This window comes from Spongisporangium articulatum, assembly GCF_044465595.1.
Taxonomy (GTDB): Bacteria; Actinomycetota; Actinomycetes; order Actinomycetales; family Kineosporiaceae; genus Spongisporangium; species Spongisporangium articulatum.
The window spans coordinates 451,813-478,008 of sequence record NZ_JBITLV010000002.1; the positions used below are offsets into that span (position 1 = coordinate 451,813).

27 protein-coding genes and 2 pseudogenes are annotated in these 26,196 nt (G+C 72.2%); 12 read left to right on the forward strand and 17 right to left on the reverse strand.

Going from position 1 to position 26,196, the window contains the following annotated elements:
• Positions 1 to 77: 77 nt before the first annotated feature.
• Both ACIB24_RS08295 and ACIB24_RS08300 read left to right on the forward strand, forming a co-directional pair.
• Entirely contained in the window at positions 78 to 620 is a 543-nt protein-coding gene (locus ACIB24_RS08295) for an SRPBCC family protein (RefSeq protein ID WP_398277963.1), read from the forward strand.
• Positions 617 to 1,791, forward strand: a pseudogene (locus ACIB24_RS08300) (zinc-dependent alcohol dehydrogenase). Before ACIB24_RS08295 ends, ACIB24_RS08300 begins: the two are co-directional and overlap by 4 nt.
• A 79-nt stretch (positions 1,792 to 1,870) precedes the next feature.
• Here ACIB24_RS08300 and ACIB24_RS08305 read toward each other — a convergent pair.
• The 8 genes and pseudogenes from ACIB24_RS08305 to ACIB24_RS08340 all read right to left on the reverse strand — a co-directional run.
• Positions 1,871 to 2,707 carry an ABC transporter permease subunit gene (locus ACIB24_RS08305; protein ID WP_398277966.1) on the reverse strand — a complete coding sequence of 279 codons (837 nt, stop codon included), beginning with the start codon at positions 2,705 to 2,707 and terminating at the stop codon, positions 1,871 to 1,873.
• Positions 2,704 to 3,606 (reverse strand): ABC transporter ATP-binding protein, encoded by a 903-nt coding sequence (locus ACIB24_RS08310; protein ID WP_398277969.1) that lies wholly within the window; start codon positions 3,604 to 3,606, stop codon positions 2,704 to 2,706. Before ACIB24_RS08310 ends, ACIB24_RS08305 begins: the two co-directional genes overlap by 4 nt.
• A 139-nt stretch (positions 3,607 to 3,745) precedes the next feature.
• A complete protein-coding gene (locus ACIB24_RS08315; RefSeq protein ID WP_398277972.1) occupies positions 3,746 to 4,936 on the reverse strand; it encodes a hypothetical protein in 1,191 nt (396 codons plus the stop codon).
• A 106-nt stretch (positions 4,937 to 5,042) separates the two neighbouring features.
• Positions 5,043 to 5,666, reverse strand: a complete 624-nt coding sequence (locus tag ACIB24_RS08320; RefSeq protein WP_398277975.1) for a peptide deformylase — start codon at positions 5,664 to 5,666, stop codon at positions 5,043 to 5,045.
• A gap of 43 nt (positions 5,667 to 5,709) precedes the next feature.
• Positions 5,710 to 6,318 (reverse strand): D-Ala-D-Ala dipeptidase VanX, encoded by a 609-nt coding sequence (gene vanX / locus ACIB24_RS08325; RefSeq protein ID WP_398277978.1) that lies wholly within the window; start codon positions 6,316 to 6,318, stop codon positions 5,710 to 5,712.
• Entirely contained in the window at positions 6,315 to 7,352 is a 1,038-nt protein-coding gene (gene vanA, locus ACIB24_RS08330; protein ID WP_398277981.1) for a D-alanine--(R)-lactate ligase, read from the reverse strand. The genes vanX and vanA overlap by 4 nt, the downstream gene beginning before the upstream one ends.
• Positions 7,345 to 8,316, reverse strand: coding sequence for an NAD(P)-dependent oxidoreductase (locus tag ACIB24_RS08335; protein ID WP_398278784.1), 972 nt, complete (start codon positions 8,314 to 8,316; stop codon positions 7,345 to 7,347). Before ACIB24_RS08335 ends, vanA begins: the two co-directional genes overlap by 8 nt.
• Positions 8,317 to 9,651 (reverse strand): annotated as a pseudogene (locus ACIB24_RS08340) (UDP-N-acetylmuramoyl-tripeptide--D-alanyl-D-alanine ligase); the annotation flags it as partial. It abuts the gene before it with no gap.
• A gap of 112 nt (positions 9,652 to 9,763) precedes the next feature.
• On the opposite strand from ACIB24_RS08340, the gene ACIB24_RS08345 reads away from it, so the two are divergent.
• A complete protein-coding gene (locus ACIB24_RS08345; protein ID WP_398277984.1) occupies positions 9,764 to 10,354 on the forward strand; it encodes a hypothetical protein in 591 nt (196 codons plus the stop codon).
• Positions 10,355 to 10,373: 19 nt separating this feature from the next.
• On the opposite strand, the gene ACIB24_RS08350 is transcribed toward ACIB24_RS08345, so the two are convergent.
• Positions 10,374 to 11,150, reverse strand: a complete 777-nt coding sequence (locus ACIB24_RS08350) for a DUF427 domain-containing protein (protein ID WP_398277987.1) — start codon at positions 11,148 to 11,150, stop codon at positions 10,374 to 10,376.
• A 92-nt stretch (positions 11,151 to 11,242) separates the two neighbouring features.
• Complete coding sequence (locus ACIB24_RS08355) at positions 11,243 to 11,695, reverse strand: OsmC family protein (RefSeq protein WP_398277990.1); 453 nt, start codon at positions 11,693 to 11,695, stop codon at positions 11,243 to 11,245.
• A 165-nt stretch (positions 11,696 to 11,860) separates the two neighbouring features.
• Between ACIB24_RS08355 and ACIB24_RS08360 the strand changes: the two genes are divergently transcribed.
• From ACIB24_RS08360 to ACIB24_RS08375, 4 genes are read left to right on the forward strand one after another with little or no spacing between them, the layout of a single operon-like run.
• Complete coding sequence (locus ACIB24_RS08360; protein ID WP_398278786.1) at positions 11,861 to 13,387, forward strand: Re/Si-specific NAD(P)(+) transhydrogenase subunit alpha; 1,527 nt, start codon at positions 11,861 to 11,863, stop codon at positions 13,385 to 13,387.
• A gap of 17 nt (positions 13,388 to 13,404) precedes the next feature.
• Positions 13,405 to 14,826 (forward strand): Re/Si-specific NAD(P)(+) transhydrogenase subunit beta, encoded by a 1,422-nt coding sequence (gene pntB / locus ACIB24_RS08365; RefSeq protein ID WP_398277993.1) that lies wholly within the window; start codon positions 13,405 to 13,407, stop codon positions 14,824 to 14,826.
• A 56-nt stretch (positions 14,827 to 14,882) separates the two neighbouring features.
• The gene (locus ACIB24_RS08370; RefSeq protein WP_398277996.1) at positions 14,883 to 15,443 is read left to right on the forward strand and encodes a sugar O-acetyltransferase; all 561 of its coding nucleotides are present in this window, start codon (positions 14,883 to 14,885) and stop codon (positions 15,441 to 15,443) included.
• Positions 15,440 to 15,808: a hypothetical protein gene (locus ACIB24_RS08375; protein WP_398277999.1), complete on the forward strand. Its 369-nt coding sequence runs from the start codon at positions 15,440 to 15,442 to the stop codon at positions 15,806 to 15,808. Before ACIB24_RS08370 ends, ACIB24_RS08375 begins: the two co-directional genes overlap by 4 nt.
• Before the next feature lie 80 nt (positions 15,809 to 15,888).
• Here the strand turns inward: ACIB24_RS08375 and ACIB24_RS08380 are convergent, their stop codons facing one another.
• Positions 15,889 to 16,257, reverse strand: a complete 369-nt coding sequence (locus tag ACIB24_RS08380; RefSeq protein WP_398278002.1) for a hypothetical protein — start codon at positions 16,255 to 16,257, stop codon at positions 15,889 to 15,891.
• Positions 16,258 to 16,377: 120 nt separating this feature from the next.
• Here ACIB24_RS08380 and ACIB24_RS08385 point away from each other — a divergent pair, with 120 nt between their 5' ends.
• The gene (locus ACIB24_RS08385) at positions 16,378 to 16,860 is read left to right on the forward strand and encodes a DUF1992 domain-containing protein (protein WP_398278005.1); all 483 of its coding nucleotides are present in this window, start codon (positions 16,378 to 16,380) and stop codon (positions 16,858 to 16,860) included.
• 38 nt (positions 16,861 to 16,898) lie between these two features.
• Here the strand turns inward: ACIB24_RS08385 and ACIB24_RS08390 are convergent, their stop codons facing one another.
• Complete coding sequence (locus tag ACIB24_RS08390) at positions 16,899 to 17,459, reverse strand: TetR/AcrR family transcriptional regulator (RefSeq protein WP_398278008.1); 561 nt, start codon at positions 17,457 to 17,459, stop codon at positions 16,899 to 16,901.
• Between the two features lie 105 nt (positions 17,460 to 17,564).
• Between ACIB24_RS08390 and ACIB24_RS08395 the strand changes: the two genes are divergently transcribed.
• Positions 17,565 to 18,458 (forward strand): SDR family oxidoreductase, encoded by an 894-nt coding sequence (locus ACIB24_RS08395; protein ID WP_398278011.1) that lies wholly within the window; start codon positions 17,565 to 17,567, stop codon positions 18,456 to 18,458.
• Here the strand turns inward: ACIB24_RS08395 and ACIB24_RS08400 are convergent, their stop codons facing one another.
• The gene (locus ACIB24_RS08400; protein WP_398278013.1) at positions 18,459 to 20,018 is read right to left on the reverse strand and encodes a GAF domain-containing protein; all 1,560 of its coding nucleotides are present in this window, start codon (positions 20,016 to 20,018) and stop codon (positions 18,459 to 18,461) included.
• A 188-nt stretch (positions 20,019 to 20,206) separates the two neighbouring features.
• Here ACIB24_RS08400 and ACIB24_RS08405 point away from each other — a divergent pair, with 188 nt between their 5' ends.
• The 3 genes from ACIB24_RS08405 to ACIB24_RS08415 are packed head-to-tail and all read left to right on the forward strand — an operon-like array spanning position 20,207 to position 22,678.
• Positions 20,207 to 21,556 (forward strand): transaminase, encoded by a 1,350-nt coding sequence (locus ACIB24_RS08405; RefSeq protein ID WP_398278789.1) that lies wholly within the window; start codon positions 20,207 to 20,209, stop codon positions 21,554 to 21,556.
• Positions 21,557 to 21,605: 49 nt separating this feature from the next.
• Positions 21,606 to 21,791: a hypothetical protein gene (locus ACIB24_RS08410; protein ID WP_398278016.1), complete on the forward strand. Its 186-nt coding sequence runs from the start codon at positions 21,606 to 21,608 to the stop codon at positions 21,789 to 21,791.
• Positions 21,773 to 22,678 carry a serine aminopeptidase domain-containing protein gene (locus ACIB24_RS08415; RefSeq protein WP_398278019.1) on the forward strand — a complete coding sequence of 302 codons (906 nt, stop codon included), beginning with the start codon at positions 21,773 to 21,775 and terminating at the stop codon, positions 22,676 to 22,678. Before ACIB24_RS08410 ends, ACIB24_RS08415 begins: the two co-directional genes overlap by 19 nt.
• 20 nt (positions 22,679 to 22,698) lie before the next feature.
• Here the strand turns inward: ACIB24_RS08415 and ACIB24_RS08420 are convergent, their stop codons facing one another.
• The 4 genes from ACIB24_RS08420 to ACIB24_RS08435 form a co-directional block, all read right to left on the reverse strand.
• Positions 22,699 to 23,523 (reverse strand): SDR family NAD(P)-dependent oxidoreductase, encoded by an 825-nt coding sequence (locus tag ACIB24_RS08420; RefSeq protein WP_398278022.1) that lies wholly within the window; start codon positions 23,521 to 23,523, stop codon positions 22,699 to 22,701.
• Complete coding sequence (locus ACIB24_RS08425) at positions 23,513 to 24,784, reverse strand: LCP family protein (protein WP_398278025.1); 1,272 nt, start codon at positions 24,782 to 24,784, stop codon at positions 23,513 to 23,515. Before ACIB24_RS08425 ends, ACIB24_RS08420 begins: the two co-directional genes overlap by 11 nt.
• A 112-nt stretch (positions 24,785 to 24,896) precedes the next feature.
• Positions 24,897 to 25,217: an Lsr2 family protein gene (locus tag ACIB24_RS08430; protein WP_398278028.1), complete on the reverse strand. Its 321-nt coding sequence runs from the start codon at positions 25,215 to 25,217 to the stop codon at positions 24,897 to 24,899.
• A 53-nt stretch (positions 25,218 to 25,270) separates the two neighbouring features.
• Positions 25,271 to 26,077, reverse strand: coding sequence for an EAL domain-containing protein (locus tag ACIB24_RS08435; protein ID WP_398278031.1), 807 nt, complete (start codon positions 26,075 to 26,077; stop codon positions 25,271 to 25,273).
• Positions 26,078 to 26,196: the final 119 nt, after the last annotated feature.

The following is a 26,196-nucleotide window of genomic DNA, read 5'->3' on the forward strand; positions in this document are numbered from 1 at the left end:
CTTGACCCCTTGGCCGTTTCCCGGCCACCCCGCTGGGTAGGTCACGCAGTACGGCTGTTCCGAGGAGGAGATGTCGCATGGATCTGACCGCTTCGACCACCATCCGCAGGCCGCGATCCGAGGTCTACGCGTTCTGGCACCAGATCGAGAACCTGCCCACGTTCATGGCCCACCTGGACGACGTGCGCTCCACCGGGGAGGGGCGCAGTCACTGGACGGCGACCGCACCCTTCGGCAGAACGGTCGAGTGGGACGCGGACACCGACGACGACATCCCCGACCAGCAGATCGGCTGGCACTCCGTGGGCGAGGCCGAGGTGCCCAACCGGGGGGAGGTCTTCTTCGTTCCGGCGCCGGACGGCGTGAGCACCGAGGTGCACGTCGTCATGGCCTACGACATTCCCGGCGGTGGACTCGGCAAGGCCGTCGCCAAGTACTTCGGCGAGGAACCGAACCAGCAGCTGGACGACGACCTGCGCCGGCTCAAGCAGGTACTCGAGACCGGCGAGGTGGTGCGTTCGGACGGCGCCCCGTACGGCAAGAAGGCGCGGGCCGAGTTCCCGCAGCACGCCGCACAACCACTCACTCCCGAGGAGCGCAAGGAGATGGCACCGCTATGAGGGCCAACTGTTGGAGCGGCCGCAACGAGGTCGAGGTCCGCGACGTCCCGGACCCCGGAATCCTGAACCGGCGCGACGCGGTCGTGCGGATCACCTCGACCGCGATCTGCGGGTCCGACCTGCACCTGCTCGACGGTTACGTGCCGACGATGCAGGACGGCGACATCATGGGCCACGAGTTCATGGGCGAGGTCGTCGAGGTCGGGCCCGACGTCGACGCAGGCAAGCTGCGCATCGGCGACCGGGTCGTCGTCCCGTTCCCGATCGCCTGCGGCGCCTGCAACGCCTGCGCGGCCGGGCTCTTCTCGTGCTGCGAGAACACGAACCCCAACGCCGGCATCGCGGAGAAGATGTTCGGCCACCCGGTCGCCGGGATCTTCGGGTACTCCCACCTGACAGGGGGTTTCGCCGGTGGCCAGGCCCAGTACGCCCGGGTCCCGTTCGCCGACGTGAACCCGCTGAGGATCGAGTCCGACCTCACCGACGAGCAGGTACTGTTCCTGTCCGACATCCTGCCCACCGGGTACATGGGCGCCGACATGGCCGACATCCAGCCCAGCGACGTCGTAGCGGTGTGGGGGGCCGGTCCCGTGGGCCAGTTCGCCATGGACAGCGCCCGGGTCCTCGGGGCCGCCAGGTCATCGCCATCGACAAGGAGCCCTACCGGCTGGAGATGGCCGCGCAGCAGGGCTACAGGACGATCAACTTCGACGAGGAGCCTGTCCTCGACCGTCTGAAGGACCTGACCGGCGGCCGCGGCCCGGACAAGTGCATCGACGCGGTCGGTATGGAGGCCACCCACGGGAGCGCGCTCATCCACGGCTACGACCGGGTCAAGCAGGCCGTCCGGTCCGAGACCGACCGGCCGCACGCGCTGCGCGAGGCGATCCTGGCCTGCCGCAGCGGCGGCATCGTCTCGGTGATCGGCGTCTACGGCGGGTTCGTCGACAAGTTCCCGGCCGGGGCGTGGATGAACCGGTCGCTGACCCTGCGCACCGGCCAGTGCCACGTCCAGCGGTACATGCAGCCGCTCCTGGAGCGGATCGAGGCCGGCGAGATCGACCCCACCCGGGTGATCACGCACCGGCTGCCGCTGGAGGAGGCGCCACGCGGGTACGAGCTCTTCAAGGAGAAGCAGGAGAACTGCGAGAAGGTCGTCCTCAAGCCCTGAGCCCTCCGCAGGTCGGACGACGGGTGGTGCGGTTCCGCGGAACCGCACCACCCGTCGTCCCGGTCGCTGCGAGGTCCCGCTACTTGATCTCGCTGCGCAGCAGCAGCCGCAGCCCGACCGCCAGGGGCAGCAGGATCCAGACGGCGCTCGTCGCCCCCAGGTGAGCCCACTGTGCGGCCGACATCGAGCCCTCGAACAGCTGGCTCTGGGCGTAGTTGAGGTCCACCCAGGGCTGGACGTCCTGGAACCAGGAGGCCACCTCGGCGAGCAGCGAGGCGAGGGTCGGCAGGACCAGCGACAGGACGAAGTATCCGACGATCGCGCCGGCCGAGTGGCGGACGACGACGCCGAGCATGAAGCCGAGGGCCATGCCGACGATGTTGCCGAGCACGATGAGGGCCAGGTCCTCGACCGAGCTGTCCCAGGTGAGGTCCACTCCGGCGATGGCCGATCCGGCGACGTTGGCCACCACGCCGATGGCCATCGCGACCAGCATCGACCCGACGGCGATGATCAGGGTGGCGATGGCCTTCGCCCCGATCACCCGGCCGCGGTGCGGGACGAGGGTGAACGTGGTCAGGCCGCTGCGCTGACTCCACTCGCTCGTCACGGCCAGGATGGCGATCATCGGCAGGATGACGGACATCGGGAACCCGAAGGCGCTGGCGAAGGTCTCGTAGGTCAGGTTCTTGTCCGGCGCCCAGATGATCACCGCGCCGGTGGCCAGCACCGAGAAGATCACGATGCTGGCCAGCAGCCAGAACCCGGCCCGGGTGTCGAACGTCTTGCGCAGCTCCACGGCTACGGTGCGGCTGAGCGGGATCGGCCGGATGGGCTGCGCCGCAAGGCTTTCGGTGCGGGCCGCCCGCCGGGTGTGCGGGACGGCGGTGCGGACGGCGGGGTCGACGGCGGTCATGCCGCTGCTCCTTCGCGCTGGGTGTCGGCGGTGAGTTCCAGGAACATCTCTTCGAGTCCGGCGCTGTCGGCGCTGCGCAGCTCGGCCAGGGGCACGCCGGCGGCGAGCGCGACCTGACCCACGTGTTCGGGAGCGGCGTCCGTACGCAGGCTCCCGTCGTCCAGCACGGACACCTCGGCGCCGGCGGCACCGAGCGCCTGGGCGAGGACCGCCCCGCCGTGGGAGGCGCGGACCAGCGTCCCGGCCTGCTCCAGCAGGCCGGCCTTGGTGCCTTGCGCGACGATCCGGCCGTTGCCGATCACGACGAGGTCGTCGGCGATGACCTCGATCTCGTGCAGCAGGTGGGAGGAGAGCAGCACGGTGCCGCCGTCGTCCGCGAAATCGCGCAGCAGGTCACGCATCCAACGGATGCCGGCCGGGTCCAGACCGTTGGCCGGCTCGTCCAGGATCAGCACCTCGGGCGCCCCCATCAGCGCGGTCGCGATGCCGAGCCGCTGGCGCATGCCGAGGGAGTAGTTGCGGACCCGGCGGTCGGCCTCCTCGGGGGTGAGGCTGACCCGCTCGATCATCTCGTCGACCCGTCCCCGGGGCAGACCCATGGTGCGCTGGGCGATGGTGAGGATCTCGCGGCCGGTCCGCCCGGCGTGCTGCGCGGAGGCGTCGAGCAGGACGCCGACCTCCCGCCCCGGGTTGGGCAGGTCGGCGAAGGCCCGGTCCAGCACGGTGACCTCGCCGGAACTCGCGGGCGTCAGCCCGACCATCACGCGCATGGTCGTCGACTTGCCCGCCCCGTTCGGGCCCAGGAACCCGGTGACCCGGCCCGCCCGGGCGACGAAACTGACGTCGTCCACGGCGGTGAACCCGCCGTACTTCTTGGTGAGTGATTCGACCTTGATCATGGGTACGAGCCTGGCGCGCAGGGGCGCCCGGGCGCCTCAGGGAAGTGGCGAGCGGATCCCTGAAACGGCCCCCGGGCAGTCAGGGGTAACCCTGACCGCCCGGGGGTCGCGACTCAGGGGCGCCGCCCGGTGCGGCCGCTCACGTGCAGGCCAGCGTGAACGGCGCTCCCGGCCCGATCGTGTTGGTGTCGTCGAGCAGGCTCACCCCTCCGGCGGCCACCTCGTCGGTGCAGAACGGCGCGGCCGCCCCGTTGACCAGCGGCTTGTACTCCTCGACGACGACGCCCAGCGCGAGCGGGTTCGGCCATTGCGTCTTCAGCGCGATCCGGACCCGGCCGAGGTGGGCCGGAGCCGGGGTGCTGAACGTCTCCAGGTTGGCCACCGACCAGTGCGTCTCGTTCGGCACCACCACGTTGATCGCCCCGCTCAGCGTGGACGGGTGGTACGCGCCGACCGCGGTGGTCTGCGGGGTGAAGACGAACTCGTCGGCGTAGGAGTAGACCGCCGTGTAGGTCGTGCTGCCGGGCGTCTCGTCGTTGTTCACCAGGATCGACGTCGACGAGCCCGGGGCGATCGACTTCTGGTACTCCGCGTTGGGGTTCAGCGAGTTGCAGACCTTCTGCGCCGTCACGAGGATGATGCCGCAGGCGTTCGAGGTCTGCAGGTGCGGCCCGCTGGACAGCCGCTTGCACAACGAGCCCCACGTCGAGCAGCTCGCCTCGGTGATGGCCGGCATCGTCGTCGCGTAACTGCCGTGGCTGGGGGGGATCAGCCCGATCCAGTCGTCGATCTGCTTGCACCCGGTGTAGGCGGGGTCATTCGGGTTCTGGGCGTACTTCAGCAGGCACTGCCGGGAGATGATCGTGCCCAGCGACTCGGCGACGACGTCCACCTTCACCTGGTCGTTGGCCGTGTTCGCCTTGATCGCCGCGGACAGCCGGGAGGCGGCCGCGTTGATGATGTCCGTCCCGCTGCCCGCCGAGATCAGGCTGCCGTTGTCGTAGAGGTAGTTGCCGTTCGCGTCGGTCTTGTAGTCGCAGATGAAGTACCGGACCGGAATCACCGGCGTGGTCGGATACTTCGCCGAGAACGCCTTCATCAGAGCGTGATTGGCCGTTCCGGTGGACCGGTAGTCGCAGCTCGTGGACCCGATGTCCGCGCCCTGGAGGACGAAGACCGGGTCGGGGCTGGCGGTCACCGCGTCCGCGGCGCCGGCCGTGCCGAGCAGAGCGGAGGCCACCAGGGCGGTCACCGAGGCGCCCACGGTCAGGGCCCTCGCGAGTCGATGGGTCAGGGATCGTCGGGACGACGTCGGCTGGGTGTGCGTCACGGACCCGATCCTTCGGGCCCGCGCCGAGCACGCGCTTCGGGCAGCAGGTACCACGTATGGCGGGCAAATTCGACAAAACGTCCATAGACGGCGCGAGGGGCGCCGATCAGATCGGGAAACCCAACTCGGCGGCGGACGGCCCGGGGGTGGGCGCGGCCCAGTGCGTCGCGTAGACGGCCGTCGTCGACAGGGAACGCAGCTCGGCCCGGTCGAGGTAGAGGGTCCCGTTCAGGTGGTCGGTCTCGTGCTGGGCGATCCGCGCGGGCCAGCCCGTCAGCTCCAGCTCGTAGCCTCGCCCGGACCGGTCGGCCGCCGCCAGCTGGACCCGGTGCCAGCGCGCCACGACCGCCGTCAGCCCGTCCACGCTCAGGCAGCCCTCGTAGAACGAGCGCCGCTCGTCACCCACCGCGGTGACCACCGGGTTGACCAGCTCCAGGAACGGCTGTGGCGGGCGCTCGCGGGCCAGCGCGATCTCCTCGGGGACCTCTGCCGGGTCCTCGATCACGGCCAGCGCCAACGGGACGCCGACCTGCGGGGCGGCCAGCCCGACCCCGACCCCGGGCAGGTGGGCCCGCATGGCGTCGAGCAGCTCGGCCAGCAGGTCGTCGGGCAGTTGCCCGTCGTAGCGGGCGGCGGGCCGGCGCAGCACCGGCTCGCCGACCTGCGTCACGGTCCAGGGGCGCGGTGCGGCCAGCAGTTCCTGCACCTGCCGGGTGAGTTCGGCGTCCACGAACGCCCAGCCTGCCACGCTCGGGGGCGGCGGTCGGGCCGGGTCAGGTGATGGGGAAGTCGAAATACGTGTCGGGGTAGGGCTCGTCGCGCAGCGTGTAGTGCCACCACTCGCGCTCGTACCGGACGAATCCGCTCGCCTCCATCAGGGTGCACAGGGTCTCGCGATTGCCCGTCGCCTCGGCACTGATGCCCTCGGCCCCGTGGTGCGACACGACGTCCATCAGATCGTGGTCGCCGCCCATCGGGACGAATTCACCTGTGGCCGGGCGATAGAGCGTGAGGTCGACGGCGCTACCGCGGCTGTGCCCGGAACGAGTTGCCACGTAACCTTTCTCGAACATCTCGCTCCGGTCGATGCGCGGGTGGAACCGTTGCTTCCCGCGCCCGTCCTCCGGCCGGCGCGACCACCGGACGAAGCAGTCGACGGCACGCTGGGGCCGGTATCCGTCCCACAGGAACAGGCCGAGACCCAGGGTCTGCGCGCGTTCCTGGGCCTCGGCCAACGCCACGCACAGGGCCGTCGTCCCGACGACCCGGTTCACCGCGTACCCGTCGACGGCCCGGCCCGTGAAGTTGTCGTCACCCGCATAGACGGCGTCCCAGCGGATGCCGGGCACCCGTTCATCGACGTACCAGAAGTCGTGGTTCACCCGGCGGCCCCGGCCAGTGCGTGTGCCACGAGCCGGTCGAGCACCGCGCGCAGCGGCAGGCCGGCCGCGGCCATCATTCGCGGGTAGCGGCTGTACGAGGTCAGACCGGGCAGCGTGTTCACCTCGTTCAGCATGACGGTGCCGTCCTCCAGCAGGAAGAGGTCGACGCGGGCCAGCCCCCGGCAGCCCAGCGCCTGGTACAGGGTCCTCGCCGTCTGCCGTACGAGCGTTCGCGACTCGGCCGGGATGTCGGCCGGGACGACGAAGCTCGAGTTCTCCGAGCCGGTCTCGGGCGAGTTCTCCTGGTGGATCCGGAAGAACCCGTGGGTCAGGGCGACCCGGTCGACCTCGCCGGTGATCAGGTCCGGCCCCTCGCCCAGGACGGCGCACCCGACCTCCTGCCCGACGACGGCCGCCTCGACCAGCACCTTCGCGTCGTACCGCCGCGCCTCCTCCAGCGCGCCCGGCAGCTCACCCGGCGTCGACACCCTGCTCACCCCGAACGACGACCCCGACCGGGCGGGCTTGACGAACACGGGATACGGGAAACGGTCGGGGTCGGGGGTCTCGCCCGCCGACACCGTCCAGAAGGTCGGGGTGGCGACCCCGGCGTCCCGGGCGACCAGGTAGGCCAGCGACTTGTCCAGGCACAGGGCCGAACTGGCCACGTCGCACCCCACGTAGGGGACGCCGGACAGCTCCAGCAGGCCCTGCACGGCGCCGTCCTCGCCGAGCCTGCCGTGCAGCACCGGCAGCACGACGTCCAGGTGGAGCGGTGCGTAGCCGTCGGGGCCCCGGACCAGCAGCCCGTGCACGGCGCGGTCTGGGGACAGGACGGCGGGGGAGCCCGACGTCTCCCACCCGTCGTCCGGGCCGTCGCACAACCGCCACGAACCGCCCGTGGTGATGCCCACCCAGAACGGCTCGTACCGGTCCGGGTCGAGGTGCCGGGCGACCTCCCGGGCCGACTTGACGGAGACCGGGTGTTCCTCCCCGACGCCGCCGAAGACGATCCCGATTCTGGCTCTAGGCAAGGGTTCTCCCGTTCTCGAAGGCTCGGCAGGTGCGCAGGGTGTTCGTCACGATGTCGGTCAGGGCGTGTTCGGTGTAGTAGGCGGTGTGCGGGCTGATCAGCACGTTCGGCAGGGCCTGCAGCCGCATCAGCAGCTCGTGGTCCACGGTCGTGCCCCGCCGGTCGGTGTAGAAGACGCCCTCCTCACCCTCGACGACGTCGAGCGCGGCCCCACCCAGCCGGCCGGCCTCCAGGGCGACGACGAGGGCCTCGGTGTCGACCAGGCCGCCCCGCCCGGTGTTCACCACGACCGCGCCGGGTCGCAGCAGTCCGAGGCGGCGGGCGTCGAGGAGGTGGTGCGAGGCGGGCGTCAGCGGGGCGTGCAGGGTGACGACGTCGCTGCGCACCAGCAGCTCCTCGAGGGGCACGTGCTCGATCCCGGCCCGTGGCCGGCAGTCGTGGGCCAGCACGGGTCCGCCGAACCCGCGCAGCCGGTCGATCACCGCGGAGCCGATGCGTCCGGTGCCGACGACGCCGACGGTCAGGTCGCGCAGCTCTCGGCCCCGCGGCCCGAGCCGGTAGTCGTGCGCGTCGGTGCGGCGCACGACGGACGCGGCGTGCCGCAGCGCCATGAGCATCAGCATCAGCGTCCAGTCGGCCACGCTGTCGGGGGAGTAGTCGACGTTGCCGATCGAGAGGCCCAGCTCGGCGGCCGCTTGCCCGTCGATGTGGTTGACGCCGACGCTGCGCGTCGACAGGTACTCGACTCCGGCCCCGCGCAGGGCCAGGAGGGTCGCGCGGTCGATCCGGGTCCGGTGGCCGACGCTGACGCAGCGCAGGCCCGCGGCCCGCCCGGCGGTGCGGGCCGACAGCTCCTCCTCGAACAGCCTGACGCGACACCCGTAGAGCGGCGCCAACTCGCGGAACCGGGCGGCCTCGGCCGCGTCGCAGCCGAACACGGAGATCCCCGTCGACGATCCGTCCAGGAGCGCCGCGGCCACCTCGTCGAGGCGGGCTCCGCGGGACGCCTTGACCAGCACCACGTCGCCCTCGCTCACGTGCGCCCGCAACCAGTCGACGGCCGCGTCGTTGTCGGCCACCCGCATGGCCACGGGCCCGGCACCGTCGGCCACCGGTCGCGCCCCCGCGCCGACGGCGACCACCCGGTCGGCCCGGGCCGCGGCGTACGCGCCGACGGACCGGTGCCCGGCCTCGCCGGCGCCGCCCAGTTCGAGCATCTCGCCGAGCACGGCGATGCGGCGCCGGCCCTCGACCGCCGCCAGGGCGTCGAGCGCGGCCCGCGTGGAGTCGGGATTCGCGTTGTAGGAGTCGTCGAGCAGCGTGGCGCCCCCGGCGAGCTGGTGCCGTTCGAGCCGCCCCGCCGCCGGGGTCACCGCGCTCAACCGGGCCACCGCCCGGTCGAGCGGGACGCCGGCCGCCCGGCCCGCCGCCACGGCGGCGGCCGCATTGAGCGCCTGGTGCGCTCCCGTCAACGGGAGGGCCGCCGGGACCGAGCCGTCGTCGTCCACCAGCCGGAACGAGGGCCGGCCCGACCGGTCGAGCATCACGTCGAGGACCCGCACGTCCGCCGGTCCCGTACCGAACGTCACCACCGGGCCGTCGGTGAGCCCCCGCATGGCCAGCACCCGGGGGTCGTCGGCGTTCAGGACGGCGGTCCCGCCCGGCGCGAGACCCCGCACGAGTTCGCCCTTCCCGCGCGCGATGGCCTCTTGCGACCCGAACTCGCCCAGGTGCGCCACGCCCACGTTCAGCACCACGGCGACGTCGGGGGCGACCAACCCCGTGAGCGCCGCGAGGTCGCCGACGTGGCGGGCGCCCATCTCCAGCACGAGGAATCGGGTGGTCGCGTCGACCCTCAGCATCGTGAGCGGCACGCCGAGCTCGTTGTTCAGGTTGCCGAACGCGGCAACCGTCGGCCCGATCCCCGAGAAGACCGCGGCCATGAGGTCTTTCGTGCTCGTCTTGCCCTGGGACCCGGTCACCGCGACGACGGTCAGCCGGTCGCGCAGGCCCGCCACCACGTGCGTGGCCAGGGTCTGGAGGGCGGCCTGGACGTCGGGGACGACGACGGTCGGCAACGCCGTCGGGCGGGACCCGAGCGCGGCGACCGCCCCGGCCCGGCCGGCCTGGTCGGCGTGGTCGTGACCGTCGGTGCGCTGCCCGGCGAACGCGACGAACAGGCCGCCGGGTTCGGCCCGGCGCCCGTCGAGCACCGCCGGGGCGGTGACGGTCACGCCGCCGTCGCCGGTGACCGTGCCGCCGACGACCGCGGCGATCTCCTCCAGACCGAGCGGAATCACGCGGCCAGTCAAGGCGGGCCGGCGTTGCGGGCCCGTATCCGATTCTCGATACAGCGGCGACAGGTGGTGGAACCACCGCGGATCGGTGGGCGTTCGAGGCATGGGGTGAGGAATGAGACGTTCGATCGTGGTCCTCGGGGTCCTGCTGGCCGCGGGTGGGGCCGTGAGCGCCTGCGGCCAGGGCGGCGGCCCGCTGTCGGCGGAGGCCGTCGGCCGGGCGCAGGGCTGGGGGGTCGACCCGGCCCTCGTGTACGTCACGAAGGTCGAGGGCTACTCGCCGGCGGCCGGAGGAGCGGGTGTCTACGGCGACGCCGGCTACCAGGGCGTCTACACGTCCCGGACCGGAGCCGACCTGCGGCTGACGGTCGAGCGGCGGACCCTGACCGCGCAGACCTGCCCCGAGGTGCCCATCCCGGCCGCCGCACCCGGTGCGCCCGTGGAGTGCACCGCGGACGGCGAGGCGTGGCGGCGTTCCAGCGGTGACCGGCACGAGTACGCCCTGCCCGTCGGCGACCTGACGGTGATGGCCAGCGGTCCGAGCGCGACCCCCGTCGACGTCCTGCGGCAGGCCGCCACCGAGGCTCACCCGGCGTCGTCCGACGAGATCCTCGAGGTGCTGCCGCCCCCTCCCGGCGGGCCGGTCGAACGCGGCGACATCACCGGCGACAACGCCCCCGACAACCACGTCGGCCCGGGGGGATGAGCACGCCACCGGCGGAGCGTCAGCGGAAGAAGTGGGTTCTCGGTCGGGGCTGCGCCACCCCGTCCAGCCAGATGTCGACCTTCTCGTTGTAGAAGGCGACCAGGCCGGCGATCGGCAGGACCTGCGCGGCGGGGAAGTCGTAGGTCCAGGCCAGGTCGGCCTGGAGTCGGCCGCCGACCTCCACGTTCCAGTACCCGCTGGTGACTCCCTTGTAGGGGCAGGCGGTCTGCGTCGGCGACGGGGTGAGGTGCTCGGTGACGAGCGCGGTCCGGTCGAGGTAGTACCGGGTGGGCAGACCGGTCTCGTAGAGCATCACCGGCGATGACGACTCGGCCAGCAGCACGCCGTCCAGCTCGACCCGCACCGGGCGGCTGGACCGCAGACAGTCGACCCGCACGTAGGGGTTGCGGGGATGCACGAAGACCTGTTCGTCCTCCTCGTACCAGGCGTCCAGTCCGGCCCAGTCGAAACGCACGTGTCCGGCAAGACCGGGCAGCGCGTCGTCGCCGAAGACCCTGACACTGGCGGGCCGTTCGACCGTTCCCACCCGCAGGCCGTGCCGCCGGGCCGTCCCGCGGCGCAGCCGTTGCTCGTGGTGTTCGTCGACGAGGTACCGCCCGTCGACGTCTTCGAGGGGGATGTAGTACTGCGGATAGTTCGGCCACTCCCACACGTAGAGCGCCCGGGTGGTGTCGAAGACCCAGGCGCCGCCGAGCATCCCCCGGACCCGACGGGGTGCGGGTTCGATCAGGTCGACCTCGGCGGCCATCTGCGGGTAGTCGCGGTCGTCGTCCATCCCAGTACCTCCCTGGCCGATTCACATATCCCTGGACCGTCTCGCGACGGGCCGTGACCGTGACACGACGGGAGCGCGGCCCCGAGTGGCGGTCAGAGGACCGTCGCCTCGACGGTGACCTCGGAGTTCAGCGAGTTGGCGATGTAGCACTCCTCGTGGGCCTGCTCGACGAGCTTGTGCACGACGGCGGGGTCGGTGCCGGGCGCGACCCGGATGACGGGCGCGAGCGTGATGGTGGAGATCCGCGCGGGCGGGCTCCCGTCGTCGATGAAGCCCGACGCCTCGTCCTCGTAGTCGAGGACGTCGACCCCGGCGCGGGCGGCCACGGCCAGGAAGGCGAGCAGCTGGCACGAGCTGGCGGCCATCACCAGCAGCTGCTCGGGGTTCAGGAACGCCGGGTCGCCGCGGAAGGCCCGGTCGGCGCTGAGCGCGACCGTCGTGCCGGCCGGCGGCGCGACGGCCCGGTGCTCACGCCGGTAGGCGCGGTAGCCCTCGCCCGTCGAGCCCTGCCAGACCAGGTGCGTGGAGTACGTGTGTTCGGCCACGGATTCACGGTAGATGACCCATCCGGGTGAGGATCGGTCCGACGTGACGTCGGCCACTCCCGGACGCACAGCTTGGGTCCGGACCCGGCGATATCGTCCTGGACCTGCGACTTGTCCAGACACCTGCCCGCTTTCCCTGACTCAGCCACGATGGAGGAACCGACCGTGCTCATCGGAGTCCTGAAGGAGGCCCGGGCCGGGGAAACGCGCGTCGCCGCGACCCCCGAGACCGTGGGCAAGCTGCGGGGCCTGGGCTACGAGGTCGCCGTCGAGCCCGGGGCCGGCGTGGCGTCGGAGTTCTCGGACCAGGCGTTCACGGACGCCGGGGCGAGCGTCGGCGGCATCGGTGAGGCGGACGTCGTCCTCGGGGTGAACGCGCCGTCGCCCGAGCAGCTCGCGGCGATCAAGGAGGGCGCGACGCTGATCGCGATCCTCGGTCCGCGCACCGACGAGAAGATCGTCGAGACCCTCGGGAAGCTGCCGATCACGGCGCTGGCGATGGACGCCGTCCCCCGCATCTCGCGGGCGCAGTCGCTCGACGTGCTCTCGTCGATGGCCAACGTGGCCGGCTACCGGGCCGTGGTCGAGGCCGCGCACCAGTTCGGCCGGCTGTTCACCGGGCAGGTCACCGCGGCCGGCAAGGTGCCGCCGGCCAAGGTGCTCGTCGTCGGGGCCGGCGTCGCCGGTCTGGCGGCCATCGGTGCCGCGTCGCGACTCGGGGCCGTCGTGAAGGCCACCGACCCGCGGCCCGAGGTGGGCGACCAGGTGAAGTCGATGGGCGGGGAGTACCTGTCCATCGAGTCGCCCGAGGTCGAGGTCTCGGCCACCGGGTACGCCAAGGAGATGGGCGACGACTACAAGGCCCGCGAGGTCGAGCTCTACACCGAGCAGTCCGCCGACGCCGACATCATCATCACCACCGCGCTCATCCCCGGCCGCCCGGCGCCGCGGTTGATCACCGGCGAGATGGTGGCCCGGATGAAGCCGGGCTCGGTCGTCGTCGACATGGCCGCCGCCAACGGTGGCAACGTCGAGGGCACTGTCGAGGGCCAGGTCGTGCGCACCGACAACGGCGTGACGATCATCGGTTTCTCCGACCTGGCGGGGCGCCTGCCCGCCCAGGCGTCCCAGCTGTACGGCACCAACCTGGTGAACCTGCTGAAGCTCATGACCCCGGAGAAGGACGGGCAGCTCGTCCTCGACTGGGACGACGTCGTGCAGCGCTCGATCACCGTCGTGCGGGCCGGGGAGGTCACCTGGCCGCCGCCGCCCGTGCAGGTCTCGGCCGCGCCGGCCGCCACCGAGGCTCCGACCGCGGCCCCGGCGAAGGAGGAGAAGGCGCCGATGTCGCCCGGGCGCCGGCTCGGGCTCGTGCTCGGTGGTTTCGCGGTCCTGTTCGCGCTGATCTGGGCCGCGCCCGCGTCGCTGCTGCCGCACCTGACGGTGTTCGCGCTGGCGATCGTCATCGGCTACTACGTCATCGGCAACGTGCACCACGCGCTGCACACCCCGCTGATGTCGGTCACGAACGCCATCTCCGGGATCATCGTCGTGGGGGCGCTGCTGAACGCCGTGGACGACGAGACCTCAGTCCTGGTGCTGGCTTTCATCGCCACGCTGCTCGCCTCGATCAACGTCGTCGGTGGCTTCGCGGTGACTCGCCGCATGCTCGCCATGTTCTCCCGAAGCTGAGAGAGAGATCTCCGACCATGACTGTCGAGACCGCCGCGCAGGCCGCGTACATCGTCGCCGCGCTGCTGTTCATCCTCGCGCTCGCCGGCCTCTCCAAGCACGAGACGGCCCGCGTCGGCAACGCCTTCGGCATCTCCGGGATGACGGTCGCGCTCGCCGCCACCGTCGGCCTGGCGATCGACCAGAACATCAAGGCCGCGTCGCTCGGTCTGCTCGTTCTGGCCGTCGCGCTCGGTGGGGCCGTCGGCCTGTACCGGGCCAAGGTCGTCGAGATGACCGGCATGCCCGAGCTCATCGCACTGCTGCACTCGTTCGTCGGTCTGGCCGCCGTGCTGGTCGGCTGGAACGGCTACCTGCTCGTCGAGAACAAGCTCGACGGTGCCGAGGCGCAGCACCTCGACGCGCTCGGGACGCTGGGTGTGCACCACGCCGAGGTGGCGATCGGCATCTTCATCGGGGCGGTGACCTTCACCGGGTCGATCGTGGCCAACCTGAAGCTGTCGGCGCGGATCAACTCGAAGCCGCTGGTGCTGCCCGGCAAGAACGTGCTGAACCTCGGCTCGCTGGTCGCGTTCGCGGGCCTGACCGCGTGGTTCGTGGTGTCCCCGAACGTGTGGGTGCTGGCCGGCGTGACCGCGCTGGCGCTGGCCCTGGGCTGGCACCTGGTCGCCTCCATCGGGGGCGGCGACATGCCCGTCGTCGTGTCGATGCTGAACAGCTACTCCGGGTGGGCCGCGGCGGCCTCGGGCTTCCTGCTGGAGAACGACCTGCTGATCGTCACCGGCGCGCTGGTCGGCTCCTCGGGTGCCTACCTGTCGTACATCATGTGCCAGGCGATGAACCGTTCGTTCATCTCGGTCATCGCCGGCGGCTTCGGCATCGAGGCCGCCGCGAGCGACGACAAGGACTACGGCGAGCACCGTGAGGTGGACGCCGGTCAGGTCGCCGAGCTGCTGACCTCGGCCTCGTCGGTGATCATCACGCCCGGCTACGGGATGGCCGTCGCGCAGGCCCAGTACGGCGTCGCCGAGCTGACCCGCAAGCTGCGCGAGCGCGGCGTCACGGTGCGCTTCGGCATCCACCCCGTGGCCGGTCGTCTGCCCGGGCACATGAACGTGCTGCTGGCCGAGGCGAAGGTCCCCTACGACATCGTCCTCGAGATGGACGAGATCAACGAGGACTTCGCCGACACCGACGTCGTGCTCGTGATCGGCGCCAACGACACCGTCAACCCGGCCGCCACCGAGGACCCGGGCAGCCCGATCGCCGGTATGCCGGTGCTCACGGTGTGGGAGGCCAAGGACGTCATCGTCTTCAAGCGGTCGATGGCCTCGGGCTACGCGGGCGTGCAGAACCCGCTGTTCTTCCGGGAGAACTCGGCGATGCTCTTCGGCGACGCCAAGGACCGCGTCGAGGACATCCTCAAGGCCCTGGGCTGACGTCGGCGCGACGCATCTCAACGATCGTTGATGCGCAGGGTGGCAAGCTCGCAGGCATGCCGTTCGAGCCGTTCGCGCCCTTCGACCTGCACGTCCGGGACGACGCGGCGCGGCCGCTGTTCGCGCGGGTGCCGGTCGCGGTCGCGCTGACCGAGCGGCTGAACCGCTTGCCGTACGCGGAGCAGCCGGCGATCCGGACGGTGTGGTCGGAGCTCACCGGGCAGGCCGTGGACGAGACGTTCCGGCTGATCCCGCCGTTCTTCACCGAGCACGGCCTGCACATCCGGGTCGGGCGCAACGTGTTCCTCAATCAGAACTGCACGGTGATGGACATGGCCGGGGTCGAACTGGGGGACGACGTGATGGTCGGGCCGAACGTCCAACTCATCACCGTCGCGCACGGGCTGCGCCCGGCCGATCGACGTACCCGGATCACGGGCGGGCCGATCCGCGTGGGCGCGGGGGTCTGGATCGCCGCGGGGGCGACGGTTCTGCTCGGCGTGACGATCGGTGAGAACTCGGTCGTGGCGGCCGGTTCCGTCGTGACGCGGGACGTACCGGCCGGCGTGCTGGTCGCGGGCGTGCCCGCCCGGGTCGTTCGAGGAGTGGACGAGTGAGACGGCGTCTGCGCCGCCTCCGCGTCCGCAAGACCCCGCGCTGGGTCGGGCTGGCGGTACTGGTCGTCGGCATCGGCTTCGCGGCCGTGGCCGGACTGGCCCTGGCGTCGGCGACGGTCGGCGAGGTGGGCAGGGCGGCCACGGCGTCCTGCTCCGGGACCGGCCCGTGCGATCAGTGGTCGTCGGTGGCCGGCGATGCCGCTCGCTGCCTCGTGCTCATCGGCTGCGCAGCGTTCGGTGCGGCGGTCGCGACGGCCGAGTTCCGTGGCCGGTCCTGGACCCGGCGCTCGGCCGTTCTCCCGTTCGCGGTCGCCTGCGTCTGGCTGCCGCCGGCAGTCTTCGCGGTGCTCGCGCGCCTCTCCTGATCGGCGTGCCTGCCCAAAGCACAGAAAACCGCGCGGCGAGGCCCGATTCTCTGTGCTTTGGGACGGCACGCCGGGCGGGGTCAGCGGGTGGCGCCCCAGACCAGGGCGCCGAGCACGAAGCCCAGGAGCATGCAGACGATCGCGACGCCCAGCGCCGGCTTGGCCAGTCGCTCACCCTTGTTGATGCCCACCGCGGCGAGGACGATCGCCGCGGGCCCGAAGATGATCGGGATGAAGATGATGGAGATCGCGGCGCAGACGAACGAGATGATGCTCAGCGTGTTCGAGGTGTTCGCGACCGGACCCGGCTGCTGCCCGTAAGGGGTCCCGTACTGCTGCGGTTGGCCGTAACTCTGCGGTTGGCCGTACTGCTGCGGTTGGCCGTACTGCGGGGCCTCCTGCCCGGGGGCGGGGTTCGGCGGCGGCGGTTCGTACGGCTCCTGAGTCATGTCCCGGCCCTTCTGTCCATCGGCTGTGACCCTTTCGGTGTTCTGACGACCGTAACGGCGCTGCGGGACGCCGCAAGATCAGAGAAGCGCCGGTCCGGGTGTGGGCGGAGAATGGACGGCGTGAGCGCCGCCCGCCGCCGTCCCGAGTCGCCCGTCGAGCGACAGATCCGTGAGGCGCACGAGCGGGGGGACTTCGACGACCTGCCGGGCGCCGGACGTCCGATCGAGGGACTCGACCAGCCGTTCAGCGCCGAGAAGTGGGCCGTCGACCGGATCCGGGCGGAGGGCGGGGACGTCGGGGCGCTGCTGTCGCCGATGCTCGCCCTGCGCCGGGAGCGAGCCCGCTTCCTGGCCACGATCGACGACGTCCGGTCCGAGGCGGCGGTGCGGGAGCTGGTGCGGGAGTTCAACTCCCGGTTGCTGGCCGAGCTGCGCCGGCCGATGGACGGGCCGCTGATCCCCGTCGGCCTGCTCGACGAGGAGGAGGCGGCGGCGGCCTGGCGGGCGACGCGTCCCTCGCCCGAACCGGTCGCCGCGGTGGAAGTCGCTGCCCCGCGGCGGTTCCGGTGGTCGAGGGGATGGCTCACGCGTAGGGTCCGGTGATCTCGCGGAGCTTCAGGGCTGAGTGTGGCCCGGATCGGTTAACGAGTCAGGCTTTTCAGCTCCGCTAGCGACTGGCGGAGCAAGTCGGCGAGCGACGTCCCGTCCTGCCCGACCCAGCGCGCGAAGGAGACCCTGAACACCGCCACACCGGACTGCGCGGCCAGACTCGCCGCGGGCTCCGGCACGCGGCGCTCGTGCAGGGCCTCGGTGACCAGGGTGCCTAGCCGGGACATCTTGATCAGCTCGCGTTCCTGCAGGTCGGGATGCGTCGAGATGATCGCGTTGCGGGCCACTGCGTGGGCGTGCCGCTCGGCGAACATCGTCTCCGCCAGATGCACGAAGGCCGCCCCCACGACGTCGACCGGGCCGAGGTCGCCCCCGGCCGCACGGACCCCGTCGAGGACGGTCGCCTCGAAGGTGCCGGAGCCGTCGAACAGCACCTCGCGCTTGTCCGTGAAGTGCCGGAAGAAGGTGCGTTCGGTGACGCCGGCCCGCTCGGCGATCTGGGCCGTCGTCGTCCGGTCGTAGCCGTGCTCGGCGAACAACTCCATCGCGGCGCGCTGCAGCCGCCCCGCGGCGTCCGGCTCCCAGCGACTCACGGGCCCATCCTAGGCGATGGCAGTGACTGACATGGAGTGTTAGCGTCTATGTCAGTCGCTGACATCGGGCCGGCGACGACAAGTCATCGGAAGGTCGTTCCACACATGCGAGTCTTCGTCACCGGGGCATCCGGCTGGGTCGGTTCCGCCCTCCTTCCCGAACTCATCAGTGCAGGTCACGACGTGGTCGGCCTGGCCCGCAGCGACGAGGGGGCCGCCCGCGTCGAGGCCCGCGGGGCCACCGTGCTGCGTGGCGATCTGACCGACCTCGACGGGCTGGCCAAGGCGGCCGCCGAGGCCGACGGCGTCGTCCACCTGGCCTTCGTCCACGACTGGAGCGGTGCCGTCGACCCCGGCGCCGTCGACCGGGCGGCCGTCGCGGCCATGCTCGAACCGCTCGAGGGGTCGGGCAAGCCGTTCGTGGGGACGTCGGGCACGCTCGGCCTCAGCCACGGCGGGGCGGTCGCCCTGGAGACCGACGTGCCGGACCCGCAGATCGCCGCCCGGCGTCAGGGTGCGGCGGACGTCGTCGCGAGCGCCGCGCGCGGCATCCGGGCCTCCGCCGTGCGGCTGGCGCCCAGCGTGCACGGTGAGAACGACTTCGGCTTCGTCCCGTCGCTCATCGAGATCGCCCGCCAGAAGGGCGTTTCCGGTTACGTCGGGGACGGCGCCAACCGCTGGACCGGTGTGCACCGGCTCGACGCGGGCCGGCTCTTCCGGCTCGCCCTGGAGCAGGCGGAACCCGGCACCTGGTGGCACGGCGTCGAGAACGAGGGGTACGCCTTCCGCGAGATCGCCGAGGCCATCGGGCGCGGGCTCGGCGTCCCGACCGCCCCGGTCGAGGAGGCCCAGGCCGCCGAGCACTTCGGCTGGATGAGCGGCTTCGTCGGCATGGACAGCCCGGCGTCGCACGCGATCACGACCGAGAAGCTCGGCTGGGAGCCGACGCAACCGGGCCTGCTCGACGACCTCGCCGCCGGCTTCTACTTCCGCCGGTAGTCAGCGGGTCGCGGCGAACTCCTGGGCGATCGTGGCCTGCTCCTCCAGCACCGAGGCCAGGTCGTTCTGGATCTCGTGGATCTGCCGGATCGTCTCGCCGATCGACTCGATCGCGGCGGTGGCGGCGGCGCTGTCGGAGCGGATCGACGTGATCCGCCCGGTGGCGTCGTCCGTCGCCGTCGACGTCTCCCGGGACAGCTCCTTGACCTCCTGGGCCACGACCGCGAAGCCCTTGCCGGACTCGCCGGCCCGGGCCGCCTCGATCGTCGCGTTGAGCGCGAGCAGGTTGGTCTGCGCGGCGATCCCGGCGATCACCTTGGCGATGTCGCCGATGTCCTTGGACGAGGCCTGCAGGCTGGTCATCACGGCCAGGGCCGCCTCCGCGGCGGCGACCGCCTCGGAGGCCACGGCGCTGGCCCGGCCCGCGCCCTGGGCGACGTGCTGCACGGACGCCGACAGCTCGTCGGCCATCTGAGCGACACGGTCGGCCCGGCGCAGCCGTCCCATCGTCTGCCCGACCATCCGCCCGACGGAGATCAGTGCGGCGGAACGGTTCTCGCTCAGCGCGAGGGTCCGCATGGCGAAGAAGTCCATCGTGGCGACGATCTCGCCGTCCACCTCGATCGGGAACACGACCCCGGACTTCACCCCGGCGTCGCGGGCCGCCGGCGCGCGGACGCAGTCGGTCACCTCGGCGAGGTCGGCCACGAAGAGCAGGCGGCGGTCCCGCCAGGCCCGGCCCGAGAGCCCGACGCCGGGACGGAAGGTCGCCGAGCGGGTCACGTCGCGGAACTGCTGGTTCACCGAGCCCGACTCCACGTCGAAGGCCAGCACCCCGTCGGTGTTCACCTTCCACACCGAGCCGTAGTCCCAGCCGAACTCGCGCCGCACCGACTCCAGGGCGGCCGCCAGGGCCGACTGTTCGTCGGTGCTGGTCGCGAGCGCGCCGAGTACCTCGGCGACGGCCCGGCTGTCCTCGGCCATGGACTGGGCGACCTCGGTCTGGTGCAGCTGCGTGAGGGCCTGGCCGACGAGATCGGCGACGGCCTCCAGAGCGGCGCGACGCGTGTCGGGCAGGCTCATCGTCCACGTGGTGAAGAAGTCCATCGTGCCGACGACGGACCCCTCGACCAGGACGGGGAAGCACACGCCCGACTTCACGCCGGCGTCGCGAGCGGCCGGGGCGCGCACGCAGTCGGTCACCTCGGCCAGGTCCTCCACGAAGACCAGTTCCCCCCGCTGCCAGGCCCGCCCGGCGAAGCCGACGCCGCGCGCGAAGCTCGCCTCCTGGGTGACCTTCTGGAACCGGGCGTCGACGGTGCCGGACTGCTGGTCGAAGACGAGGGCCGACTGCTCGGGGTCGAGGCGCCAGAACGAGGCGTAGGCCCAGCCGAAGCCCTCCCGAACGGTGTCGAGGGCGGCGGTGATCACGCCGTCCCGCGTGCTCGCGGCGTGTAGCGCCGCGACGACCGCGCGCAGGGCCAGCGCGTCCTCGCGGGCCATCCGGGTCGCCTTGGCGAGCGGGTCCTCCGCGTCGGAGCGGAGGGTGAAGAGCGTCATGTCGACTCCGTGAGGGTTCGTCGCGACCTTCCCCCTCGGCCGGTGTGACGCCCGATCGCGCCACACGATTACTTCTCGTCACTGCGGCCCCGGAGGAGATAGCCCGAACGGGTGACGTTCGGCGGGCGGGCCGATCGCTGTCTGTAGTTGCTCGGAGCAACGAACCGGTGCGTCATGATGGTCCGGTGATCGACCGTGGCCGCCTCGCCCACCTGCTCGAGCGCGAGCGCGACCTCTACGCCCGGCGCAACCCCCGTTCGGCGCAACTGTTCGCGGACGCCGGGCATCTCTTCGGCCGGGTCCCCATGCCGTGGATGAACAAGCGGGCCGGCGCCTTCCCGATCTACCTCGACACGGCCCGCGGCGCGACCGTCACCGACGTCGACGGGAACTCCTACGCCGACTTCGCGCTCGGCGACACCGCCGCCATGGCCGGACATTCGCCGGCCCCGGTGCTGGCCGCCGTCCAGGACCGGCTGACCCACCGCGGCGGCGCCACGGCGATGATGCCGACGGAGGACGGCGAGTGGGTCGGGGCCGAGCTGACCCGCCGCTTCGGTCCGACCCGGTGGAGCTTCGCGCTGACCGCGACGGACGCCAACCGCTGGGCGATCCGGATCGTCCGCGCCGTCACGGGCCGGCCGAAGATCCTGTTCCACGCCTACTGCTACCACGGCAGCGTCGACGAGTCCCTGATCGTGACCGGCCCCCACGGCCCGGTGCCCCGCGCGGGCAACGTCGGCGCCCCGACCGACGTCACGACCACCAGCCGGGTCGCCGAGTACAACGACCTGGCCGCCCTGGAGGCCGAGCTCGCGCACGGCGACGTGGCCGCCGTCCTGATGGAGCCGGCGCTGACCAACATCGGCATCGTGCTGCCGGACGACGGCTACCTGGCCGGCGTCCGCGACCTCACCCGGCGCTACGGCGCCCTCCTGATCAACGACGAGACGCACACGTTCTCGGCCGGGCCCGGCGGCTGCACCCGGGCCTGGGACCTGGACCCCGACCTCGTCGTGCTGGGCAAGGCGATCGGCGGCGGCATCCCGGCCGCCGCGTTCGGGATGAGCGCCGAGTTCGCCGAGCGCACCCTGGCCCGCACCGACCTCGACCTGATCGACATGGGCGGCGTCGGCGGCACGATGGCGGGCAACGCCCTGTCGCTGGCCGCCACCCGCGCCACGCTCGGCGAGGTGCTCACCGAGGCGGCGTTCGAGCACATGACCGGCCTGGCCGCCGACTACGCCGACGGCGTCCAGGCCGTCATCGACGCGCACGGCCTGCCATGGTCGCTGTCCCGGCTCGGCGCCCGCGTCGAGTACCGCTTCGCACCGTCACCGCGCAACGGCACACAGTCGCATCTGGCCCAGGACGACGACCTCGACGACTACCTGCACATCTTTCTGGCCAACCGCGGAGTCATGCTCACCCCGTTCCACAACATGGCCCTGACCTGCCCGGACACCACCGCGGACGACGTCCGCCAGCACCTGGACCTGTTCGGGGCGGCAGTCGCCCAGCTGCTGGGAGACGGCTAAGATCCGCCGCCAAGACCCGGAACCCTGACCGGGGCGCAAGGAGGCGAAGATGCTGCGGATCTGGACTGTGATCGTCCTGTTGTGTGTTCCGGCGGTGATCATCCTCTTCACCGGGCGGCCGCTGGTCGTCGAGGACCCCGCGCACCGCTCGCCCATGTACTGGCGGCGTCAGGGGGCCGTGTTCCTGCTGCTGCTCGCTCTGCTCGTCGGGGTGTCGTGGCTGGTCACCCTCTGACCTCGGTAACCGTCCCCACGCACGACGGGGGTCTGCTGCACGGCGATCTCCACCTGCCCGACGACCCGCCCGCGACGGTCGTCGTCCTCGGGCACGCGATGATGGCCGACCGCCGCAGTCTGGACCGGCCCGCCGGGGCCGGCCTCCTCGCCGCGCTGTGCGCGGCCGGGCTCGGCGTGCTGCGGGTGGACCTGCGTGGCCACGGTGAGAGCCGGCTGGCGGGGCGGCGTCGCCCGGACGGCGGTGGCCGGGCCTGGGCCTACGACGACCTGGTCGCCGACGCGGGGTCGCTCGCGGCCTGGGTCGCCGAGCGGTTCCCCGCCGCGACCCGGGTCGCGGTCGGGCACAGCCTGTTCGGGCACACGGCGCTCGCCTTCCAGGCCACCCGGGACGCGGCGGCCGGCTACGACCGGCTGGTGCTGATCGCGGGCAACGTGTGGCTGCCACAACTGGAACCGCTGCGCTCGCGGCGGCTGGCCAAGGACGTCGCGGCCCGTGGGTGGCGACTGCTGATGCCCCGGCACGGCCTGCTGCCGGTGCGCCGCCTGGGCCTCGGCTCCTCCGACGTGTCGGCCGACTTCCTGCGCCAGGTGATGGGCTGGCAGGTCCGCGGCGACTGGACCGCCCGCGACGGCCGCTCGTACCTCGACGCCCTGCCCGGGGTGAAGGAACCGGTGCTCAGCATCGCCGGGGCCGCCGACCGCCTGCTGTCGACCCCGAGCAGCCAGGAACGCTTCGCCGCGCTGACCGGTGGGCCGGTGCTGTTCGAAACGGTTGGCCGGGCAACGGGTTTCCCGGTGGACGCCGGGCACATGGCGCTCGTGCTCGACCGCCGGTTCGCGTCGATGTGGGCGCGGGTCGCACGCTTCGCGACCGACGGGACCTGAGCCCCTACGAACCGCGAGCCCTACGCGCCGCGCGCCGCGCGCGGGCCGGAGCGGTCGTCGTCCAGCCCCTCGTTCCGGGCCCGCCCCGGGCTGATCACCTGCCCGATCGAGGCGCCGCCGTCGGCGTCGATCACGGCCCCGGTGATGAACGAGGCCTTGTCGGAGGCCAGGAACGTGACCACGTGGGCGATCTCCTCAGGCCGCGCCGACCGGTTCAGGGCGGTGCGGTCGAGCACCACGCGCCGGGCGCTGGGGTGCATCACCGAGGTCAACTTCGTCTCCACGTACCCGGGCGAGACGACGTTCACCCGCACGTTCCGGATGGCCAGCTCCGCCGCGATGCTCTTCGAGAACGCGGTCACCGCCGCCTTGGACGCCGCGTAGTTCGACACCACCGGGCCGCCGTGGGTGCTGATCGAGGAGATGTTCACGATCGAGCCCCGGCCGGCCATCGACATCAGCCGGGCGGCCTCGCGGCAGCACAGGAAGACCCCGGTCGCGTTCGTGGCCATGACGTTCTCGAAGTCGTCCCGCGACAGCATCGGCATGGCCTTGTCGATGCTGCGGCCCGCGTTGTTGACCAGCACGTCGAGGCGCCCGAACTCGCGCCGCACGCGGGCGAACATGTCCTTCACGGCCGCCTCGTCGGCGACGTCGGCCTGGATCGCGACGGCCCGCCCACCGGCCGCCTCGATGGTGGCCACGGTCTGCGCGGCGCCCTGCGCGTCCCCGTGGTAGTTCACGACCACCGTGGCGCCCTCGGCGGCCAGGTCGATCGCGCACGCGGCGCCGATGCCCTTGGACGCACCGGTGACCAGCGCGACCGTTCCCGGCTCAAGCAGCATCCGAATCCTTCACCGTGGGGCTGTCGGCGTACGCCTGCTGGGGCGTCATCCTCCGCCATCGGTAGGAGATGACATACCCGGTGGCCACCTTCGCGCAGGTGTTCGCGTCATCCGCCGTCGTGGCGTGGGCCCCTTCCAGGGCGGACTTCGAGGCGCCGGGCGTCGTGCCGGGGGTGGGGCTGGGGGACGACGACGCGCCGGGGGTCGGGCTCGGCGTCGCCGAGGCCTCGGGCTCGCTGAGCGACCGGTCCCTGCGGATCGCGGCGAACAGCTTCCGGGCGCTCGAGGCCATCACGACGCGGTTGGGGTTCGCCGGGTCGGCCGCCGTCTGCATGGTGACGAAGGTGATCCGCTCCGACGGCACGGCGTTCAGGACCCCGGCCAGCTTGACCAGCCGCCCGATGGAGGCCAGGTCGGTGTCGACGGTCAGGGCCTTGGTGGCCGCCTGCGCCACCTGGTAGACCGACACCGGGTTCAGCAGCACGCCGGCGCTCTTCAGCTTCCGGATCAAGGCACTGATGTACAGGTGCTGCGTCGACGTGCGGCCCAGGTCGCTGCCGTCGCCGAAACCGTGCCGGGTGCGCAGGAACTCCAGCGCCGCCCGGCCGACCAGCGTGTGCGTGCCCTTGCTGAGCTTCAGCCCCGAATCCGGGTCGTAGACCGAGTTGTCGACGCACACCTCGGCGCCGCCCACCGCGTCGGACATCGTGATCACGCCGGCGAAGTCGACCATCACGAAGTGGTCGATCGACAGACCCGTGAGCTTCTCGACGGAGGCGACCGTGCAGGCGGCGCCGTAGGCCAGGCTGGAGTTGATCTGCCCGTAGCGCACCCCGACGGAGCGCTCGGTGTCCGGGTCGGTGCAGGCCGGCAGGGACGTCATGGTGTCGCGCGGGATGCTGACGACGCCGGCGTTGCTGCGGTCCTTCGAGACGTGGACGAGCATCTCGACGTCCGCATTGATCCCGGAGTCGGAGCAGGCCCCGCCCACCGAGCAGTTGGTCCGGCCGGACCGGGTGTCCGAGCCGATCACCAGGATGTTCAGGGCGCGGCCTGCGAACGGGTCGTCGTCCGGCGCCGCGGCGGAGGCGCCCGGTTGCTTGACCGAACTGATGTCGACGCTGCGGATGTTGCCGTTCAGCTGCCGGTAGACCAGGACGCCGCCCGTCACCCCGGCCAGCACGACCACCGCGGCGACGGCGGCGACCACTCGCCACCAGCGGAGCGGGCGATGGTTCGCCCGGCGGGCGAGCGGAGGCACGTGCGGAGGGGTCCTTCCCGGGGCCACCGGTCACCCGGGTCGGCTTTTCCGGCATTTTATCTGTCGACCGCCCGGGCCGGTTCAGGTTTCGCCCAAGCGGGTGAACGCCCGCTCAGTGGCCGGCGGCGCGGTACTGCTCGATCACGGCGGCGGGGATGCGGCCGCGGGCGGGCAGGTCGACCCCGTTACTGGCCGCCCACGCGCGCACCGCCCGGGTGTCGACGCCGGTGCTCACCTGCACGTGCGGGGCCCCGCGCCGGGTCAGCCGGCGGGCCGGGGCCTGCCACGGGGCGAGGGCCGCTCGCAGCGCCTCGGCGTTGGCCGCGCTCAGGTCGATCTCGTAGTCGATGCCGTCGAGACCGAAGCTGACCGTCTCGGCCGCGGGCGTCCCGTCGGTGTCGTCGAGGAACTCGGTGATCGTCTGCGTAGCCACCAGCTGATGCTCGGGACGTCGTCGGGCACTGTCAACTCGACGGCCCCGCCTCGTCAGCGGGTGAAGGAGATCTCGTGCCGGGGCGGGGCCGGCTCGGCGGGCAGCGGCCCGGGGCGGCCCAGCAGGTAGCCCTGGCCGAGTGTCGCGCCGAGCATCCGGGCCCGGTCGAGGTCGGCCAGGGTCTCGATCCGCTCGGCCACGACGACGGCGCCGGTCGCCTGGGCGTGCGCCCCGACGGCCTCGGCGAACCGCAGCGCCTCGGGCTGCCGTTCCAGCAGGCCGAGGTCCAGCTTGATCACGTCCGGCTCCACGCCGGCCAGCAGGGGCAGGGACGAGGAGTCGCCGCCGACGTCGTCCACGGCCACTCCCCAGCCCCGGTCGCGAGCGATCTCGACGGCGCGCCGGACGACGTCGGGGGTCTCCAGCAGGGCACGTTCCGGGAACTCGACCACCAGCTGCAGCCGGCGCGCGGCCTGTTCCAGCACGGTGCCCAGGTGGGCGGGGCAGGCCGAGTCGAGGCCCGCCGGGTCGGCGTTGACGAACAGGGGGACGGACGCGGGCAGGCGCCGCCGCAGGGCGGCGCTCATCGCCACCCCCCGGCACTCCCAGTCCAGGGCGGCCTCGACCCCGTAGCGGCGGGCGTCGGCGAACAGGGCGGCCGGGTACTCCCACTCGGTGCCGTGCGGGCCGCGGGCCAGGGCCTCGTAGCCGACGACGTCGCGCCCGCCCGGGCCGTCGAGGGCGCCGTCCAGCGGGCCGCCGAGGTGCACCACCGGCTGGAAGACCGCGTGCACCGGCGGCAGCATGCCGAGCCCTCGTCGGTTCTGGCCGAGGGCCGCGAGCGTCGCCAGCTGGGTCACGGGCGGAACATCGACGGACCGGCCCGCCGGCTGTAGCCCGGCCCGGGCGCCGGCCCGGCGGGACTGTCGGACGTGGGCGTTACCGTCCCCGTCGAGGGGGTCGGGTTGGGCCGGAAGGG

Bases quoted from the DNA above. Each gene is read 5' to 3' on its own strand.
- ACIB24_RS08295 (WP_398277963.1), top strand. From the start codon at position 78: ATGGATCTGACCGCTTCGACCACCATCCGCAGGCCGCGATCCGAGGTC.
- ACIB24_RS08305 (WP_398277966.1), bottom strand. From the start codon at position 2,707: ATGACCGCCGTCGACCCCGCCGTCCGCACCGCCGTCCCGCACACCCGG.
- ACIB24_RS08310 (WP_398277969.1), bottom strand. From the start codon at position 3,606: ATGATCAAGGTCGAATCACTCACCAAGAAGTACGGCGGGTTCACCGCC.
- ACIB24_RS08345 (WP_398277984.1), top strand. From the start codon at position 9,764: ATGAGACGTTCGATCGTGGTCCTCGGGGTCCTGCTGGCCGCGGGTGGG.
- ACIB24_RS08350 (WP_398277987.1), bottom strand. From the start codon at position 11,150: ATGGACGACGACCGCGACTACCCGCAGATGGCCGCCGAGGTCGACCTG.
- pntB (WP_398277993.1), top strand. From the start codon at position 13,405: ATGACTGTCGAGACCGCCGCGCAGGCCGCGTACATCGTCGCCGCGCTG.
- ACIB24_RS08370 (WP_398277996.1), top strand. From the start codon at position 14,883: ATGCCGTTCGAGCCGTTCGCGCCCTTCGACCTGCACGTCCGGGACGAC.
- ACIB24_RS08380 (WP_398278002.1), bottom strand. From the start codon at position 16,257: ATGACTCAGGAGCCGTACGAACCGCCGCCGCCGAACCCCGCCCCCGGG.
- ACIB24_RS08395 (WP_398278011.1), top strand. From the start codon at position 17,565: ATGCGAGTCTTCGTCACCGGGGCATCCGGCTGGGTCGGTTCCGCCCTC.
- ACIB24_RS08400 (WP_398278013.1), bottom strand. From the start codon at position 20,018: ATGACGCTCTTCACCCTCCGCTCCGACGCGGAGGACCCGCTCGCCAAG.
- ACIB24_RS08410 (WP_398278016.1), top strand. From the start codon at position 21,606: ATGCTGCGGATCTGGACTGTGATCGTCCTGTTGTGTGTTCCGGCGGTG.
- ACIB24_RS08420 (WP_398278022.1), bottom strand. From the start codon at position 23,523: ATGCTGCTTGAGCCGGGAACGGTCGCGCTGGTCACCGGTGCGTCCAAG.